The following is a 17,679-nucleotide window of genomic DNA, read 5'->3' on the forward strand; positions in this document are numbered from 1 at the left end:
TTTGTGTTAAAAAAAATTAATAAAATTATATTATTTATTATAGGTATATCTTTTTTAATAGTTTTTGCTTTTAGCAGCTTTTTAATTCTAAAAGCATATAAACAGCTTCCTGATGTTTCTAAATTAGTGGAACAATATAATCCTGTTGTTCCGACTATCATATATGATACGAATGGATTAATCATTGATAAAATCTATAGAGAAAATAGGGAAATTGTTTCTATAAACAAAATCCCTAAATATACTCAATATGCTTTCGTAGCAATTGAAGACAGAAAGTTTTTTAGACATCACGGTTTTGACCTTTTCAGATTGTTAAAGTCTGTTGTTACTGCGCCTAAATATATTTTAGCACATAGAAATATTCCAGGTGGAAGTACAATTACACAACAACTAGCTAAAAATGCGTTTTTAACCACTGAAAGGAAAATTATTAGAAAAGTAAAAGAAGCCATAATAACTATAGAAATTGAAAGAAAATATACAAAAGATGAAATTTTAGAAAAATATTTAAATGAGATTCCTTTTGCTTCTGGTGCTTATGGTATTGAGACAGCTTCTAAATTATATTTTAGAAAAGATGTTGAACAGTTGAATATTGCTGAATCTGCTTTTTTAGCAGGGATACCAAATAGACCTAGTAAATATTCGCCATATTTGCATTTGAATAATACTATAAAAAGGCAACGTCTTATATTAAAACAGATGTTTAAATTTAAATTTATAAATAAAAAGCAATATGAAGAAGCTTTGAACTATAAAATCAAAGTTAGTCCTAAACCTAAAAAAAATTATAGGGCTCCATCTTTTACAGATATTGTAACAAAAAAAATATTTAAGCTTTTTCCAGAAAATGAAATTTATGGCGGCGGTTTAAAAATATACACTACATTAAATTTAAAAATGCAGCAAACTGCAGAAGAAGTTTTTAAAAATAATCGTTACTTAAAAAAATATAAAGATTTAAATGGAGCTTTAGTTACAATAGATTCTAATACTGGATATGTTGAAGCCATTATTGGAGGAAAAAATTATATTACTGGAAATTTTAATAGAGCTATAAGAGGTAAAAGACAACCTGGGTCGTCATTTAAACCTTTTTTATATTTTACTGCTCTTAGAAAAAATTATCAGATGAATTTAATTGTAGAAGATTCAAAAATTAAAATAGGAAACTGGGAACCTAAAAATTATTCTTCTAAATTTAGAAAAAATATGACAATTTTGCAAGGAATGGAAAAATCTGTAAATATAATTGCTATAAAGCTATTAAAAAAATTGATAATTAAAAATGTTATAGCTACTGCAAGATTAGCTGGAATTACTGTTGATATTCCTTACAATTTAACTATTGCACTTGGTTCTTTTTCTATATCTCCGTTTCAATTAGCAAATGCTTATTGCGTATTTTCTAATGGTGGATTTACAGTAAAACCTATTTTTATAAAAAAAGTTGTAAATAGATATGGTAAAATTGTATATGAATCTAAAATAAAAAAAGAAAAGGTATTTGATAAAACTAACATTTCACTTATAACACATATGTTACAAAACGTTGTATGGAACGGTTCAGGACGACATGCTAATATTGGAATAGACCAAGGTGGTAAAACAGGAACTACAAATAATTCTACAAATGCTTGGTTTTCAGGTATTACTGCTGATTTTGTTACAACTTTATACATTGGTTATGATAATAACAAACCAATGCCCAAATATATGACTGGTGGAGGAGTAGCTGCTCCCATTTGGGGTAAATATGTAAAAACGCTTATTGATAAAAAAATATATAAGCCTAATAAATTTGAATTTTTGCAACAAGAATTAAAAAATAAAAAAATAGAATATAAAATTATAGATAATCAAAATGGATTGCTTTCAGATAAAAGTTCTACTTCAAAAATAAAAGCTTTATTTAAAATGGGATATGCTCCAATTGAAAAAGCTGGAAAATATAAAAATGGAATAGAAGCATTATTACCAAAAAATGAACCTGTTCAAAAAGATAAAGATGAAAATTTAAAAAAAGAATTTGAAATTAATAATATTATAAATAGTTTTATAAATTAAAAAATAAAAAGAGGCCATTTGACCTCTTTTTATTTTTTCTAATTTTTTATATCTCTTCCAATTCATTTTTTATAAATTCAGCTAATTCTCCAATATATTCTTTAGAAAAATCAAATTTTATTCCAGCTGTTTCATAAACTGTTTTCATATCTTTAGAATATCCTAATTTTAAAAATTCTTTGTAATTTTTTATAGTCTCTTCCCTGTTTTCTTTGTAATTTTTATAAATTGCGATTGCTCCTAATTGAGATATTGAATACTCTATATAATAAAAAGGAACCTCAAATATATGTAATTGTCTTAACCAAACTATTTTTCTATATATTTCTAAATTACTCCAATCAACATCAGTAGCATATTCTTGCATTAAGCTATCAAAATATGCATCTCTTTCATCTGCTGAATGGTTGGGCTCTGTATATATCCATTGTTGGAATTTATCTATAATCATAACCCATGGCAATATATCTAATGTTCTTTCTAACTGTTCTTTTTTAGCTTTTTTTATATCTTCTATATTATCATAATATTCATTTAAATAATCTAATGTTATTAATTCCATTGACATTGAAGCTAATTCTGCAATTTCACTTGGAGCGTTAGCATATTCACCTATTTCTATATTTGCAGTAGCAAAAGAGTGCATTGCATGACCTGATTCATGTAATAACGTAGTTACATCACTATGTAATCCTATTGAATTCATAAATATAAAAGCTGCTCCTGTCTCATTTAATGGATAATTATAACCACCTGGAGCTTTCCCTTCTCTATTATCCAAATCTAATAATTTGCTGTTTTTCATTAATTCTAGTTTATCCCCAAATTCTTCATCTATATTTCTCAAAACTTTAATAGATTTTTCAACTAATTCATCTGCTGTTTTAAAAGGTTTTAATATTTTTCCATCTACATCGACTGATGTATCCCAAGGTCTTAATTTTTCTAAATTTAATTTTTCTGCTTTTTCTTTATGCAGTTTTTTTAATAATGGTAAAATTGTTGCTTTTACTGAATCATAAAATTCAAATATATCATCTACACTATAACTAAATCTACCTTTAGCTTTATGCATATAATCTCTATAATTATCAAATCCAGCATTTTTAGCTATTTCTATTCTTATTTTTTTTAATTCATCAAATAGTTCTTCAAATTTATCTCTTGATTCTTTCAATTTCTCAGAAACTTTTCGCCATGCTTTTTCTCTAATTTCTCTATTTGGTTCTTTATAATATTTTGACATTTGAGTTAATGTTTGTTTTTTACCATCAAATTCAACTGTCAATTGAGAAAAATATTCGCCATATTTATTTGATAACTCTTGTTCTTTTATAAATAAAGGGATATTCTCTTCTCTAAAAAGTTCAATATCGTTTTTTAAAAGTTTTTTTAAATGAGTATATTTTTCTTTATCAAGCATATCAAAATATTCACTTTCAACTACTTTTTTCTTTATATTAAAAAAATAAGGTTCAGTTTTCGATACTATTTCTGCGTAAAATTTATTAAATTCTTCAGAATATTTTGGTTCATTAGCATTACAAGTCATAGCTATATATTTTTTCCCCATTGTCTCACTTAATATATTTCCTAATTCACTATACTCTTTCATAAACTCTTCTAATTCTAATTCACTATTTATCTTCTTCTCTACTAATCTCTTTAACTCAACTTCTAGTTCTTCCCATTCATCTATTTTAAATTCTTCTGAAAAATATTTTCTTGGTTTCTTTTCTATTTTATTCATATCATTAACTCCTCCTATTTGAAATTTAATCTATTAACATCTCATATATATATTAGATAATATTAGCCGCGGATTGATACGGATAATATTAAAAAACATTTGTAGGGGCAATCCACTGTGATTACCCTTTATATAATTCTCTTCTCTACCATAAAGCAAATTGGTTCAAATCAGATATATCTTCTATAGCTTTATATTCTTTAAGTTTTTCAATTACATTTTTTGAGGCTTTTGTCCTTCTTGTTAAATCTTCAAAAGATAAAAATTTCCCTATTTCTCTTTCTTTTATTATATTCTCCACTACTGCTTCTCCCAATCCATTAATTGCAATAAGCGGTAATCTTAATTTATTATCTTCTATTAAAAATCTTTTTCCACCTGATTTATATACATCAACTGGCAATAGTTCTACACCTCTATAGTGCATTTCTGTTAATATTTCCAATAGTGCTAATTCAGATTTTTCTTTTACATCCAATCTATTTTCTTTTTCTAATTCTGCTCTTCTTTGTTTAACTACAGTTATTCCATTTAACATTGTATCTGAATTTATATCATCTGCTTTTCTACTTAAATATGCTGCATAAAATGCAACTGGATAATGTATTTTAAAATATGCTATTCTCATTGCCATCATTACATAAGCTACTGCATGACCTTTTGGGAACATATATTTTATCTTTTTACAAGATTCAATATACCAATCAGGAACTTTTGTTTCTTTCATTAATTTTGCATATTCAGCCCATTTCTCTGGATCTTTTGACGGTTTACCTTTTCTGACAAATTCCATTATGGCAAATGCAGTTCCTTTCTCTAATCCACTATCAATTAAATAGTTCATAATATCATCCCGTACTGATATTACATTTGTAAGTTTTGCAACTCCTCGTCTTATATATTCTTGTGCATTATTAAGCCATACATCTGTACCATGAGATAATCCAGATATTCTAACTAATTCAGCAAAAGTTGTAGGTCTTGTATCTAAAAGCATTTGTCTTACAAATTTTGTTCCAAATTCAGGGACTCCAAACGTTCCCACTTCTGAACCTATCTCTTCAGGTCTAACTCCTAATGATTCTGTTGAATTAAATATTTTTAACGTTTCTTCATCGGCTATAGGTACTTGATAAATATCTACTCCTGTGTATTCTTGCAATAATTTTATTGTTGTAGGGTCATCGTGACCTAATATATCCAGTTTTACAAGTTGCGAATCCATTACATGATAATCAAAGTGTGTCGTAATTGATTCAGATTTCATATCATTTGCGGGCTTTTGTACTGGAGTAAATTCATATATTGATTTATCATATGGCACTACGATCATTCCACCAGGATGTTGCCCTGTTGTTTTTCTAACATTTACACATCCTTCGGCAAGTCTTTCCATTTCTGCTTTTCTCATAATTTTGCCATTTTCTTCTGTAAATTTTCTTACATATCCAAAAGCATTTTTTTCTGCCAATGTAGATATAGTTCCAGCTTTAAATACATTTTCTTTTCCAAAAAGCTCTTCAGTATATTTATGTACTTTTGATTGATATTCTCCAGAAAAATTCAGATCAATATCTGGAACCTTTTCTCCATGAAATCCCATAAATACTTCAAATGGAATTGAATGTCCCTGTTTTGTTAGTGGCTTCCCACATTTTGGACAAATTTTATCTGGCAAATCCACTCCACTACCTTCATAATCTTTAAATTCTGAATATTTACAATCTGTACACAAATAATGTTGATACAGAGCATTAACTTCTGTTATTTCCATAAAATATGCCACTAACGAAGAACCAACAGATCCTCTTGACCCTACCAAATATCCATCATCAAGAGATTTCTTAACAAGTTTTTGTGCTGTTAAATAAAGCACAGCAAACCCATTATTAATAATTGAATTTAACTCTCTTTCTATTCTTTTTTCTACTATTTCAGGTAAAGGATCTCCATACATTTTTTTTGCATTAGAATATGTCATCTCTTTTACTTGTTCTTCTGCGCCTTCTATTTTAGGAGGATAAAAACCATCTGGTATCGGCTGTACTTCTTCTATCATATCTGATATTAAATTACTATTTTCTACAACTACTTCATAGCTCTTTTCTGCTCCTAGATAATTAAATTCATTTAACATCTCATTTGTCGTTTTAAAATATAATCCTCCATCAGAATCATAGTCTTTAAATCCTTTTCCATAAAGTAAAATTGATCTATAGATATTATCTTCTGGCTCTTTATAATGTACATCTCCTGTAGCAACTACTGGTTTGTTTAATTTTTCTCCTAATTCACAAATATATTTATTCATTTCATTTAATTCTTCTACTGATTTTAATGTCCCATTTTTTATTAAAAACATATTATTAGAATTTGGTTGTATCTCAAAATAATCATAAAATTCAGCTATTTTTTCTAATTCTTCTTGCGGTTTCCCTCTTAAATAACCTTGTATTAATTCTCCAGCTTCACATGCACTGCTTAAAATTAATCCTTCTCTATATTTTTTTAATATAGTTTTAGGTATCCTTGGAGTCCTTTTGAAAAAATCTAAATGCGATTCTGATATCAATTTATATAGATTGATTAATCCTATTTGATTTTTTACCAAAATAATTATATGATTAGTTGAAGCTTGTTTTATATCAGTTTTAAATGTGGAATCTATTTCTGGTAATTTATAAACCCCTTGTCTAATTAACATATTAATAAATTTTTTGAATATTTCAGCTGTTGCCTCTGCATCATCTACTGCTCTATGATGATTTTCTAATGATATTTTAAAATATCTTGATAAAGCTTTTAAATTATGTCTTCCTAAGTCTTTCAACATATTTCTCGACCATTGCAAAGTATCTATTACTGAATTTTCAAATTCTAAACCTAATAGCTTACATTTTTGAGTAATAAATCCCACATCAAAATTAGCGTTATGTGCTACAACAGTGGAATCTCCAACAAATTCTAAAAAATCAGGTATTACTTCTTCATAACTTCTTGCATTAGCTACCATATCTTGAGTTATACCAGTAAGTTCAGTTATCTTTTCAGGTATTGCCATTTTAGGATTGATAAATTGGCTAAATCTATCTACAATTTTACTCCCAACAAGTTTTACAGCTCCAATTTCTATTATTCTATCATTATATGGATCAAATCCAGTAGTTTCCAAATCAAAAACAACATATTCTTCATCTTCTATTGGTATATTTTTTGGAAATTTAACCATTTTTATTTCATCATCTACTAAATATCCTTCTACTCCTAATATAACTTTAAAATCTTTCATTTTTTTTGCAATATTATATGCGAACGGGAATGAATGAACTACTCCATGATCAGTAATTGCAACTGATTTATGTCCCCAATCATATGCTTGTTTTATTAAATCCTTTACCTCTATTACAGAATCCATTGCAGACATTTTTGTATGAGCGTGAAGCTCAACTCTTTTTTTATCTGCATTATCTTTTCTTACCTTTTTTTTAATTGCTAATTTTTCTATTGTATTAGCAAAAACTATATCTTCATTATTGCTAAATTTATCTTGTTGTTTCCTACCTTTTATTTTAACCCAAGTTCCAGACTTTATATCTATAATATTATCTTTCTTAGCGAAAACTTTTATTGTTATTGAGTTTGAATAATTTGTTATATTAAAACTATATAATAATTTTTCTCCATTAGATATTTCTCTTTTTTCAAATTTAAAAACCTCGCCCTCTAATATTACAGGCTGATTTGGAAATATGTCATCAAATTCTTCATAACTCATTGCTGCACCTTTTATTTTTGTTTTCCCAAATAATATATTTTCATCTATATTTTTCTTTTTATCATTACTCTTTGTAGTTGTTGTTTCTATTTTAGGTTTTGAGACTTGAATCTCTTTTTTTTGTTCAGGGATAAATTTTTTATTATCTAATTTTTCAATCTCTTTAGAAAAATCTCCAACTACAAATTCAATTTTCATTTTTATTCCTGTAATATTATAAAATTTTTCTGCAATTTCACTAGAAAAATTTGATTTTTCAATTTGTTCTTTTGCTATATTATGTTTTAACTCTATTTTTATATTATCTTCTTCCACTCTATATCTACATATTCCAAAATAAGCTTTTCCAAGTGCAGTTTTTTCTTTTACCTCTAATATAATTCTATCTAATACTTTTATAATATCTTCATTTGAAAACTCTTCTTGAGACAAATCAATTTGAAAATCAAATTCTATTTTATCTCCAAATTTTTTCGACAATGCCTTTTTGATAATTTCAATTTCATATAAATTATCACAATGTCCCACACTACATTTTAAAATTGCTCTATTTTTAGATTTATGTATTTCAATTTCATCAATTTCTGTATTTTTTATACCTAAATTTGCAAAAGTATCTTTATTTGGCTTTATTCTTACTAACATTTTTAATCATCCTCTTTTTATTTTTCTCCAAGTACTCTATCTAGTATTATTGACACCGCTGACCTAACAGATAAATGATTATATTTACTGTTTCCTCTTATTGGCTCTAAAATATTATCCGACATATCCATAACATCTTCTATAAGTCCCCATCCAGTTCCAAATATAAAGAAATAACTGTTATCATCTTCAAATATATTTTTAGAAAGTTCCTTATAAGATATTGAATTAGGATAAATTTTTGCAGAAGTAGTTATAATTTTTGGCTTTTTCCCAGTTTCAATTTCAATTTTTTTTACAGCATCTTCTATAGAATCTATTATTTCAGTATGTGAAAATGCTTCTTCTCTATCTGTGTTATATGTTTTTCCATCTCCATCTTTCCAATATCCTATAATTCTTTTAGTTAATTCTATTTGTGCATCTACTGGTGTTATTATAAAATATTTTTCTATTTCATAAGTTCTACATGTTCTTGAAATATCATGAATATCAAAATTTGTTACTGATGTTGCTACTATATCATTTCTTCTATTATAAACTGGATAATGTACTAGTCCCAGATATATTTTATCTCTCATTTAATATCTCCTCTATAGTTTTTTTTTCTTCTTTTGATAATTCTCTCTCTTTTATCAATTCTGGTCTTCTTTCCAAGGTTCTCTTTAAAGCTTCTTTCAATCTCCATTTTCTTATTTTTTCATGATTACCTGACAATAATACGGCAGGTACTTTTAGTTCTTTATATTCTGCAGGTCTAGTATAATGAGGATGATCTAATAATCCATTATAAAAAGAATCTTCTTCAAAAGATTTAGAATTATTTAATACATTAGGAATTAATCTTATTATAGCATCTGAGATAACCATTGCTGGCAATTCTCCACCTGTTAAGACGTAATCTCCAATTGATATTTCCATATCTACAAAAGTATCTACAACTCTCTCATCTAATCCTTCATAATGCCCTGCTATAATTGTAATTTCTTTTTCTTTTAAAAGTTTTTTTGCTATACTTTGGTTAAACATTTCCCCTTGTGGAGAAGTTAAAATTACTTTTGAATCTTTCATCTCTGCTAATGCCTCAAACAGTGGCTCAGGTTTTAAAACCATACCTGGTCCACCACCAAACGGATAATCATCTGTAACTTTATGCTTCCCTTTTGCATAATCTCTTATATTAATTATATTAATTTCTACTAAATTATTATTTAAAGCTTTTTTTATAATGCTTTCATTTATCATTCCATCAAACATATTTGGAAATAATGTTAAAATATTTATCTTCAACTATATCCTCATTCCTTCTATTAATTTTACTGTCATAATTCTAGAGTCTAAATCTACTTTTTTAATAAATTCTTTAACATCTGGAATCATTATTTCACCTTTATCCACATTAACAATATAAATATCATGAGCTGCTGTACTCATTATATCATCTACTTTCCCTAATGTTTCTCCTTCAATTGTAATAACTGTCATCCCTTTTACATCTGCTAAAAAATATTCATCAGATTCTAAATCATCTATATATTCTCTCCTAACAAATATATCACATCCTATATAACTAAGTGCATCTGTTTTATTTTTTATCTCTTCCACTTGTAATGTTATTTTTTTTGTATTCATTCTTGAAACTTTTTCTACTGTTACAAGTTTTTTTATACCTTTTCCATTATCCAAAATCAATTTTTTACCTATTAGAATTTCTAAATTATTTAATATTGATGATGCCTTCATCTCACCTTTTAAATGATGAGTTCCTGATATTTTACCTATATTTAATAAACCTTCCAACTTTTTTCCTCCTTGTTTAGTAACTGAAAAATAATCTACGCTTCATCTGGTAGAACATAAATATTTTTCTAAATTTTTGGCTTCTGAAAAATTTTACTTTGAAAAATCGCATATTTCAAAAAAATGGCGTAGCTTATTTTCTGATAAATTTATACTTTAACTAACTGATAAAAAAATAATCTACGCTTCATATTTTTATATGAAAAACATATTTTTTAATAAAGTTTTATGTTATATTTTATCATAGAAATGTAAAGTTTACAACAAAAAGTATTATTCTATATTTAATTATAAAAAGATATTTAAATTTTTAATATATTGTAGTAGCTCTTCTTTACATAACTCCTGATTATCAAGCTGATACATAAAACTTATATTTAATATGTTTTTAAAATTTTCATTTGGTTTATATCCAAGCTTAATTAAATCCTTTCCCATTATTAATGGTTTTATATTTCTAATTTCATTAATATATTCCAAAATTTTATTTTCTTCTTTTTCAGAATCTACAGTTATAAGCAGAAGTAAAATCAGATCTCCACTTAATTTTTTTAAGCTATTATAAATTTTAGATTTTTTCTCTGAACTCTTAAGTTCATCTATTATCTTTTCTCTTTTTATTTTTCCAAACTTATATTTTTCAATAAATTTATTTGGAAAATGAAATTTAAAAAATATATTTGTTAATTCCTCGCTATTTAAATCTTCTAATAAAACTAAGAAATATACAATCCATTGTTTTAAATTTAATTTAGTAATATATTCTTTATATTTTTCTAAATTTTTAAATGCAACTTCTGTTTTTTTAGTTAGTTTTATACTTTTATGAATTGCCTTTAAGACTCCATATTCTTCTAACATATATATAGCTTTTTTAGGATTTTTTTCATTTAATATTAATTCTATTTCATATTTTACTCTTTTCCATGTAAGCCTTTTTAAAAATCCCTCCTCAACTGATAACTTAGCAAATCTTTTAGTTTCAGCATCAAATTCAAAATTATATCTTACAGCAAATCTTATACCTCTAATTATTCTAGTTGGATCTTCTACAAAACTGAAGTTATGTAATATTCTTATTTTCCCATTTTTCAAATCAGAATACCCTTTAAAATAATCGATTAATCTCCCAAATTTATTATAATCAATTTCTATTGCCATTGCATTTATTGTGAAATCCCTTCTATACAAATCTTGCTTAATATTTCCATATTCTACAACTGGTAATGAAGTTGGATATTCATAATATTCCACTCTTGAACTAGCTACATCTATTTTTAATTTTTCATCAACAATAACTACTCCTGTTCTAAATTTTGAATGTAATACAACTTTTTTAGCATTTAATTTTTCTCCTAATTCTTTTGCAAAATTCATTCCATTCCCTTCTACCACTATATCTAAATCAAAATTTTCTATTCCTAATAATAGATCTCTAACAATTCCACCTACAATATATACTTTCTCTTTTCTAACTTCAGAGACTTCTCTTATTTTTAATAATAACTGTAAAACATCCTCTTTCATTCTATTTTTTAGTACTGTTTTTATATTATCTTCAAATTTTTTATTCTTTTTATCAGTTTTTTTTCTAATTTCATATAAATTTCTTAAAATATCACTTCTAGTTACAATTCCAATAAGATTGCTGTTTTCATCCAAAATAGGTAATCTTCCTATTTCATTCTCTATCATAAGTTTTTTCATTTTTTCTAATGGAGTATTTTGGGTTATTGTAATTAGCTCTCCACTCATATAAGCTTTTACAGGAGCATTAGAAAACCCATGAGAAATAGCTTTATCAATATCTTTTCTTGAAATCATTCCAACTAAATTTTCATTTTCCATAATAGGTATTCCACTATATCCAAATCTTAGCATAATTTTATAAACTTCTTTTATTTTTACATCTGAAAAAACAGTCTTTACTGGATATTGCATTATATCTCTAGCTAATTTTTCTATTTTCACATTTTTTAGTATAACTTTTTTTAATTTTTTATAAATCTCTTCAAAATTTTCTTGCTTTATTACGGCAGAGCCTGCATTCGAATGACCGCCTCCATTAAATTCAGATAAAATATCATCTACTCTAATATTTAATGAACTACTTCTACCAATTATATAACTATTTTTATCATTTCCAATTAAAATAAAAACTCCATTTGTTCCTTCAATATCTTTTATTTTATTTGCAACAACATCTAACCCATCAACAAAACTATCGTTATTGTATTTTCCTACAAATATAGAATCCACAGAAAACTCTATTATTTCTCCTGCTTCTATTAATTTTAAAAATAGCTCTACTTGATCTTTTTTTAATGCTTTCGATATATATTGATTAACTATTTCTAAATTAGCATTATTTTCCAAAAGATATGCTGCCATTTTTATATCTTCAGGAGTAGTTGAACTGTATGATAAAGAACCTGTATCTTCATATATTCCCATCATTAAAATAGTAGCTTCATATTCTGTAAAATTAAGCTCTTTTATTTTTTCTAAAGCTATTCTTAGTAAAAAAGTAGTATTTGCACCAGTTTCAGATAAAAATTTATTTTGTGTGATTATGCTATGCTCATCTTGATTATGATGGTCATATATTATAATTTCAACATTTTCTTTATTTAATATCTTTTTAAATTTTCCTATTCTATTTTTGCCTGAAGTATCAACTATTATCATTTTTTTTACTTTATCTATATTTATTTCTTTAGCTTTATAAATATTTAGATAATCTTGATATAATCCTACTAATGTATGTACATTTTCATTTACATTCCCAGCGAAGACAAGACTTGCATTTGGATATAACTTTTTAGCAACAATCATTGATGCTAGTCCATCTAAATCTAAATGACTATGACTAATTATAATATCTATTTTAATCACCTTCTTTAATTTTATTTTCCTGAATAAATTTATATTTTATTAATAAACAAAATAAGATAAGCTATACAAAATTATTTCCGTATAGCTTATCTTTATAAATCCTCTATTAACTATTCTACTTCTTTTTCCTTATTAAATCAAGTTTTTCTAATTTAGCATCCGTTTTAATTCTTGCAATTGTATTAGGATGGACTACATCTGTATATTCTTCTGTCTTTTCATTAAAAAATTTTGGCATTTTACTTTTTAATATAGTTCCATCAGATTTTACAATTTCAACCTCTTCATTTTCAAATAATCTATTTCTTATTTGAATTTTATATTCATTATCGCTAATTTTCTCAATAACTTTTGCAACTAATTGATGTGTTTGACTATATGATGAATTCGTGTCATAATTTTGAGAGCTCTCATCTGTTTTACCTAAATAAAATCCTGATGTAAAACTTCTATTACTTGTTGTTTTTAATTCATCTAGCCACTCTTTTTTAAATTCATATTTACCATCACTATAAGAATCAATAGCTTTTCTATAAACTTGAGTAGCTAATGCAGCATAATAAATTCCTTTCATTCTTCCTTCTATTTTTAAGCTATCTACTCCTGTATCCATAATTTTATCAATAAATTCTATGGTACACAAATCTTTTGAATTAAATATATAAGTTCCTCTCTCATCTTCAAATACTGGAAAATATTCCCCAGGTCTTTTTTCCTCTACCAAATTATATTTCCATCTACAAGGATGAGCACAAGCTCCTCTATTAGCATCTCTTCCTGTAAGATAATTACTAAGCAGACATCTTCCTGAAATTGACATACACATAGCTCCATGTACAAAAACTTCTAATTCTACATCATTTACTTTATCTCTTATCTTTTTTATCTCATCTAATGCTAATTCTCTTGCTAAGATAACTCTTTTTGCTCCCATATCTTTCCATACTTTTACACTTCTCCAATTTGTATTGCTTGCTTGTGTACTTACATTTATATTTAAATTACTATTTTCTCTAACAAGAGCAAAAGTACCTAAATCAGCTACAATAACTCCGTCAACTCCAATTTTCTCTAAATATTTTACATATTCTGGCATGAAATTTAACTCTTCATTATGAGGAATTATATTTAGAGTTACATATACTTTTTTCCCTAAATTATGGGCATAAACAACAGCTTTTTCTAAATCACTATTAGAAAAGTTATCAGCTAATGCTCTCAAATTAAATAGTTCTCCTCCTAAATAAGCTGCATCAGCTCCATAATGTAATACAATTTCTAATTTTTCTAAATTTCCTGCTGGTGATAGTAGTTCTATTTTTTTTGTCATATTTTTTTCTCCTCTCAACTTTTATCTATATAAAATGTGGCTTATTTTTTTATTGAATTATTCTTTAATATGCATAATATAAAAAATATTAAAAAACCTATTTTTAAGCCATTCTAAAACTTAAAAATGGCAGATTAAATCTGCCATTCAAGTTGTTTATGCATCCAATCTTTCTTCTTTAAATCTTAAAATATTATTTAATCCAGAATAAACTTTATGGTTTCCATTTTCTAAAACTACCAATGTAGGTACTGCTCTTATCCCAAATTTTTGAGTAAGTTCCATATTATCATTAGCATCTAAATGTTCTATATTATTAATATCTTTTAACTCATCTTTTGCTTTTGGACAATTTGGACAAGTTTTAGTTGTAAATAACATTATTTTTTCTTTATTTTTTTCTTTATTTTCAATAATATTATCTTCCTTTTCTTTCATATTATCCATAGAAAAATTCACACCATATTCTTTTCTATCTTTAAATTCTTGTTGTTTCCCATCATTCCAATTTTGTACTGGTCTATAGTATCCAGTTATTCTAGAATATACCTCTGTTGCTTCTCCACATTCAGGGCATTTATAAACTTCCCCTAAAATATATCCATGTGTTTTACAAATTGAATATGTAGGTGAAATAGTATAATATGGTAATCTGTAATTATATGCTATTTTTTTTACTAATTCTTTTGTTGTTTCCCAATCATTTATTCTTTCTCCTAAAAATGTATGAAAAACTGTTCCACCAGTAAATTTATTTTGTAAATTTTCTTGTATATCTAAAGCATCAAATACATCTTCTGTAAATCCTACTGGCAGATGACAAGAATTTGTATAATATGGAGTTTCATCTTTATCTCCAGCAGTTATAATATTTTCAAATCTTTCTTTATCCATTTTTGCTAATCTAAAAGTTGTACTTTCTGCTGGTGATGCTTCTAAATTATATAAATTTCCTGTTTCTTCTTGAAAATCTGCTAATCTATTTCTCATATAATCCAAAACTTCTCCAGAAAAATCTTGTGCTTCTTTTTCGATTAATGTTTTTCCAATCCAGCTAGCATTTAGACACATCTCATTCATTCCAACTAAACCTATAGTTGAGAAATGATTATTAAAATGTTTTAAATATTTTCTAGTATATGGATATAACCCCTCTTCGTTTAATTGTTCTACTACTTTTCTTTTTATTTCTAAGCTTCTTTTTGCTGTAACCATTAATTTATTTAACTTATCATAAAATTCTTCTTTATTATTACTTGAATATGCTATTTTAGGTAAGTTTATTGTAACAACGCCAATACTTCCTGTAAATTCATCAGACCCAAAAAGACCTCCACCTCTATGTCTTAATTCTCTTTTGTCTAATTGTAATCTACAACACATTGATCTTACATCGCTAGGATCAAGGTCTGAATTAATAAAGTTTTGGAAATATGGAGTACCATATTTAGCTGTCATTTCAAATAAAAGTTTAGCATTTTCATTATCCCATATAAAATCTTTAGTTACATTATAAGTAGGTATTGGATATTGGAACCCTCTTCCTGCTGCATCTCCTTCTAACATAATTTCTATAAACGCTTTGTTCATCATATCCATCTCTTTTTGACAATCGCCATATGTAAAATCCATTTCTTTTCCAGAAACAATAGCGGGTTTATCTTTTAAATCTCCTGGAACTACCCAATCTAACGTAATATTAGAAAATGGACTTTGAGTCCCCCATCTACTTGGTGTATTTACTCCAAATACAAATGATTGAATTGCTTGCTTAGTTTGTTTATATGTCAAATTATCCACTTTTATAAATGGAGCTAAATAAGTATCAAAGCTACTAAAAGCTTGTGCTCCAGCCCATTCATTTTGTAAAATACCTAAAAAATTAACCATTTGATTAACTAAAGTATTCAGATGTCTAGCAGGTGCAGATGTTATTTTTCCATTTATTCCACCTAATCCTTCTTCTATAAGCTGTCTTAGAGACCAACCAGCACAATATCCTGTAAGCATTGATAAATCATGAATATGAAAATCTCCGCTTTTATGAGCATTTGCAACTTCTTCATCATAAATTTCATTTAGCCAATAGTTAGCTGTTACTGCTCCAGAATTATGTAAAATTAATCCTCCAACAGAATAAGTTACAGTAGAATTTTCTTTTACTCTCCAATCTTCTACTTTTAAATAATTATTAACTACATTTTTAAAATCTAAATATGTAGATTTCATATTTCTTATTTTTTCTCTTTGTTTTCTATATAGTATATATGATTTAGCAATTTCTACATAACCAGTTTCTTCCAATACTTTTTCTACGCTATCTTGTATATCTTCTACAGTAATATTATCATCTTTTATTTTCGATTGAAAATCTGATGTTATTCTTAATGCAATTAAATCTAAAATTTGATCATCAGAAAACTTTTTACTTGCTTCAAAAGCTTTTGCCACAGCAACTTTTATTTTACTAATATCAAACTTTACCTTTTCTCCATCTCTTTTTACAACAAACATAATATCTCCTCCTTATATATCATGAGAATTTTAAGAAGAATTTCCTCTAAACTAATCATCTCATATAATAAAATTATATCATTTAAAATATATTTTGTCAACAAAAAAACACTACATATAGTATGAATTTTTAATTCAGGCACTATATGTAGTGTTTGATGTAATTATCTGCATTTGCATTTGCAATGCTATTTTTAAAAACTTCTTAATAACACAAATATTAAAAAAGTAACTCCTCCACCAACAATTGCACCAACAATAACCTCTTTAAAACTATGAACTCCTGATTTTATTCTTGTTTGACTCACCAATAATGCCATTAATAATCCCAATAATATTATAATTATTTTATCTGATAAAAATATTATAGATACCCATATAGAAAAAGCTACCGCACTATGCCCACTTGGCATACCTCCTGTAAATGGTTTTCCTTTTCTAAAATAAGCTTTTAAACCTATTACTATTACAACTATAAGTATAATAGAAAAAACAGCAGTATGCACTTTAGACACTTTTAGTCTATATAATATAGAATTAGAAAAACTCTCAAAATGATTATATAATACCAAATATCCTATTATTATAGAATTTATAGCAGCTACAAATACAGCTCCTGCTGCAGTATCTTTCGCTACTTTTGCTAATTCATGAAATTCTTTAACATAAATATCTACTACTGCTTCCACAGCTGTATTTATCAATTCCGTTATCCAAACAAAAGATATTGCTATTGAGATCAATCCTATCTCTAATTTCGTTAAATCCAAAAACAAAGAAAACATCAATACTAATATTGTTATATATAAATGAAATCTCATATGAGACTCTGTTCTAATAGCTTCTATTATACCTTCTACTGCACAATTAAAGCTTTCAACAATTTTTCTAGAGCTCAAC

Annotated in this window: 10 protein-coding genes; 1 reads left to right on the forward strand and 9 read right to left on the reverse strand. The window is 26.4% G+C overall.

Annotated elements, in window-relative coordinates:
- Nucleotides 1-3 precede the first annotated feature (3 nt).
- Entirely contained in the window at nucleotides 4-2,070 is a 2,067-nt protein-coding gene (locus RDY08_RS05225; protein WP_307905380.1) for a transglycosylase domain-containing protein, read from the forward strand.
- 46 nt (nucleotides 2,071-2,116) lie between these two features.
- Here the strand turns inward: RDY08_RS05225 and RDY08_RS05230 are convergent, their stop codons facing one another.
- The 9 genes from RDY08_RS05230 to RDY08_RS05270 all read right to left on the reverse strand — a co-directional run bounded on the left by RDY08_RS05230 (nucleotide 2,117) and on the right by RDY08_RS05270 (nucleotide 17,678).
- Entirely contained in the window at nucleotides 2,117-3,820 is a 1,704-nt protein-coding gene (locus RDY08_RS05230; protein ID WP_307905381.1) for a M3 family oligoendopeptidase, read from the reverse strand.
- Nucleotides 3,821-3,965: 145 nt separating this feature from the next.
- Complete coding sequence (locus RDY08_RS05235) at nucleotides 3,966-8,240, reverse strand: PolC-type DNA polymerase III (protein WP_307905382.1); 4,275 nt, start codon at nucleotides 8,238-8,240, stop codon at nucleotides 3,966-3,968.
- Nucleotides 8,241-8,257: 17 nt separating this feature from the next.
- On the reverse strand, nucleotides 8,258-8,821 hold the full coding sequence (locus RDY08_RS05240; RefSeq protein WP_307905383.1) for an RNA methyltransferase: 564 nt from the start codon (nucleotides 8,819-8,821) through the stop codon (nucleotides 8,258-8,260).
- Entirely contained in the window at nucleotides 8,811-9,530 is a 720-nt protein-coding gene (gene trmD, locus RDY08_RS05245) for a tRNA (guanosine(37)-N1)-methyltransferase TrmD (RefSeq protein ID WP_307905384.1), read from the reverse strand. The genes RDY08_RS05240 and trmD overlap by 11 nt, the downstream gene beginning before the upstream one ends.
- Entirely contained in the window at nucleotides 9,531-10,040 is a 510-nt protein-coding gene (rimM, locus tag RDY08_RS05250) for a ribosome maturation factor RimM (RefSeq protein ID WP_307905385.1), read from the reverse strand.
- A 288-nt stretch (nucleotides 10,041-10,328) separates the two neighbouring features.
- Nucleotides 10,329-12,935 (reverse strand): CBS domain-containing protein, encoded by a 2,607-nt coding sequence (locus RDY08_RS05255; protein ID WP_307905386.1) that lies wholly within the window; start codon nucleotides 12,933-12,935, stop codon nucleotides 10,329-10,331.
- A gap of 115 nt (nucleotides 12,936-13,050) precedes the next feature.
- Nucleotides 13,051-14,265 (reverse strand): peptidase U32 family protein, encoded by a 1,215-nt coding sequence (locus tag RDY08_RS05260; protein ID WP_307905387.1) that lies wholly within the window; start codon nucleotides 14,263-14,265, stop codon nucleotides 13,051-13,053.
- Nucleotides 14,266-14,421: 156 nt separating this feature from the next.
- Nucleotides 14,422-16,779, reverse strand: coding sequence for a ribonucleoside triphosphate reductase (locus RDY08_RS05265; protein ID WP_307905388.1), 2,358 nt, complete (start codon nucleotides 16,777-16,779; stop codon nucleotides 14,422-14,424).
- Between the two features lie 194 nt (nucleotides 16,780-16,973).
- Nucleotides 16,974-17,678 (reverse strand): diacylglycerol kinase, encoded by a 705-nt coding sequence (locus RDY08_RS05270; RefSeq protein ID WP_307905389.1) that lies wholly within the window; start codon nucleotides 17,676-17,678, stop codon nucleotides 16,974-16,976.
- Nucleotide 17,679: the final 1 nt, after the last annotated feature.

It is taken from the genome of Haliovirga abyssi, from assembly GCF_030295325.1.
Taxonomy (GTDB): domain Bacteria; phylum Fusobacteriota; class Fusobacteriia; order Fusobacteriales; family Haliovirgaceae; genus Haliovirga; species Haliovirga abyssi.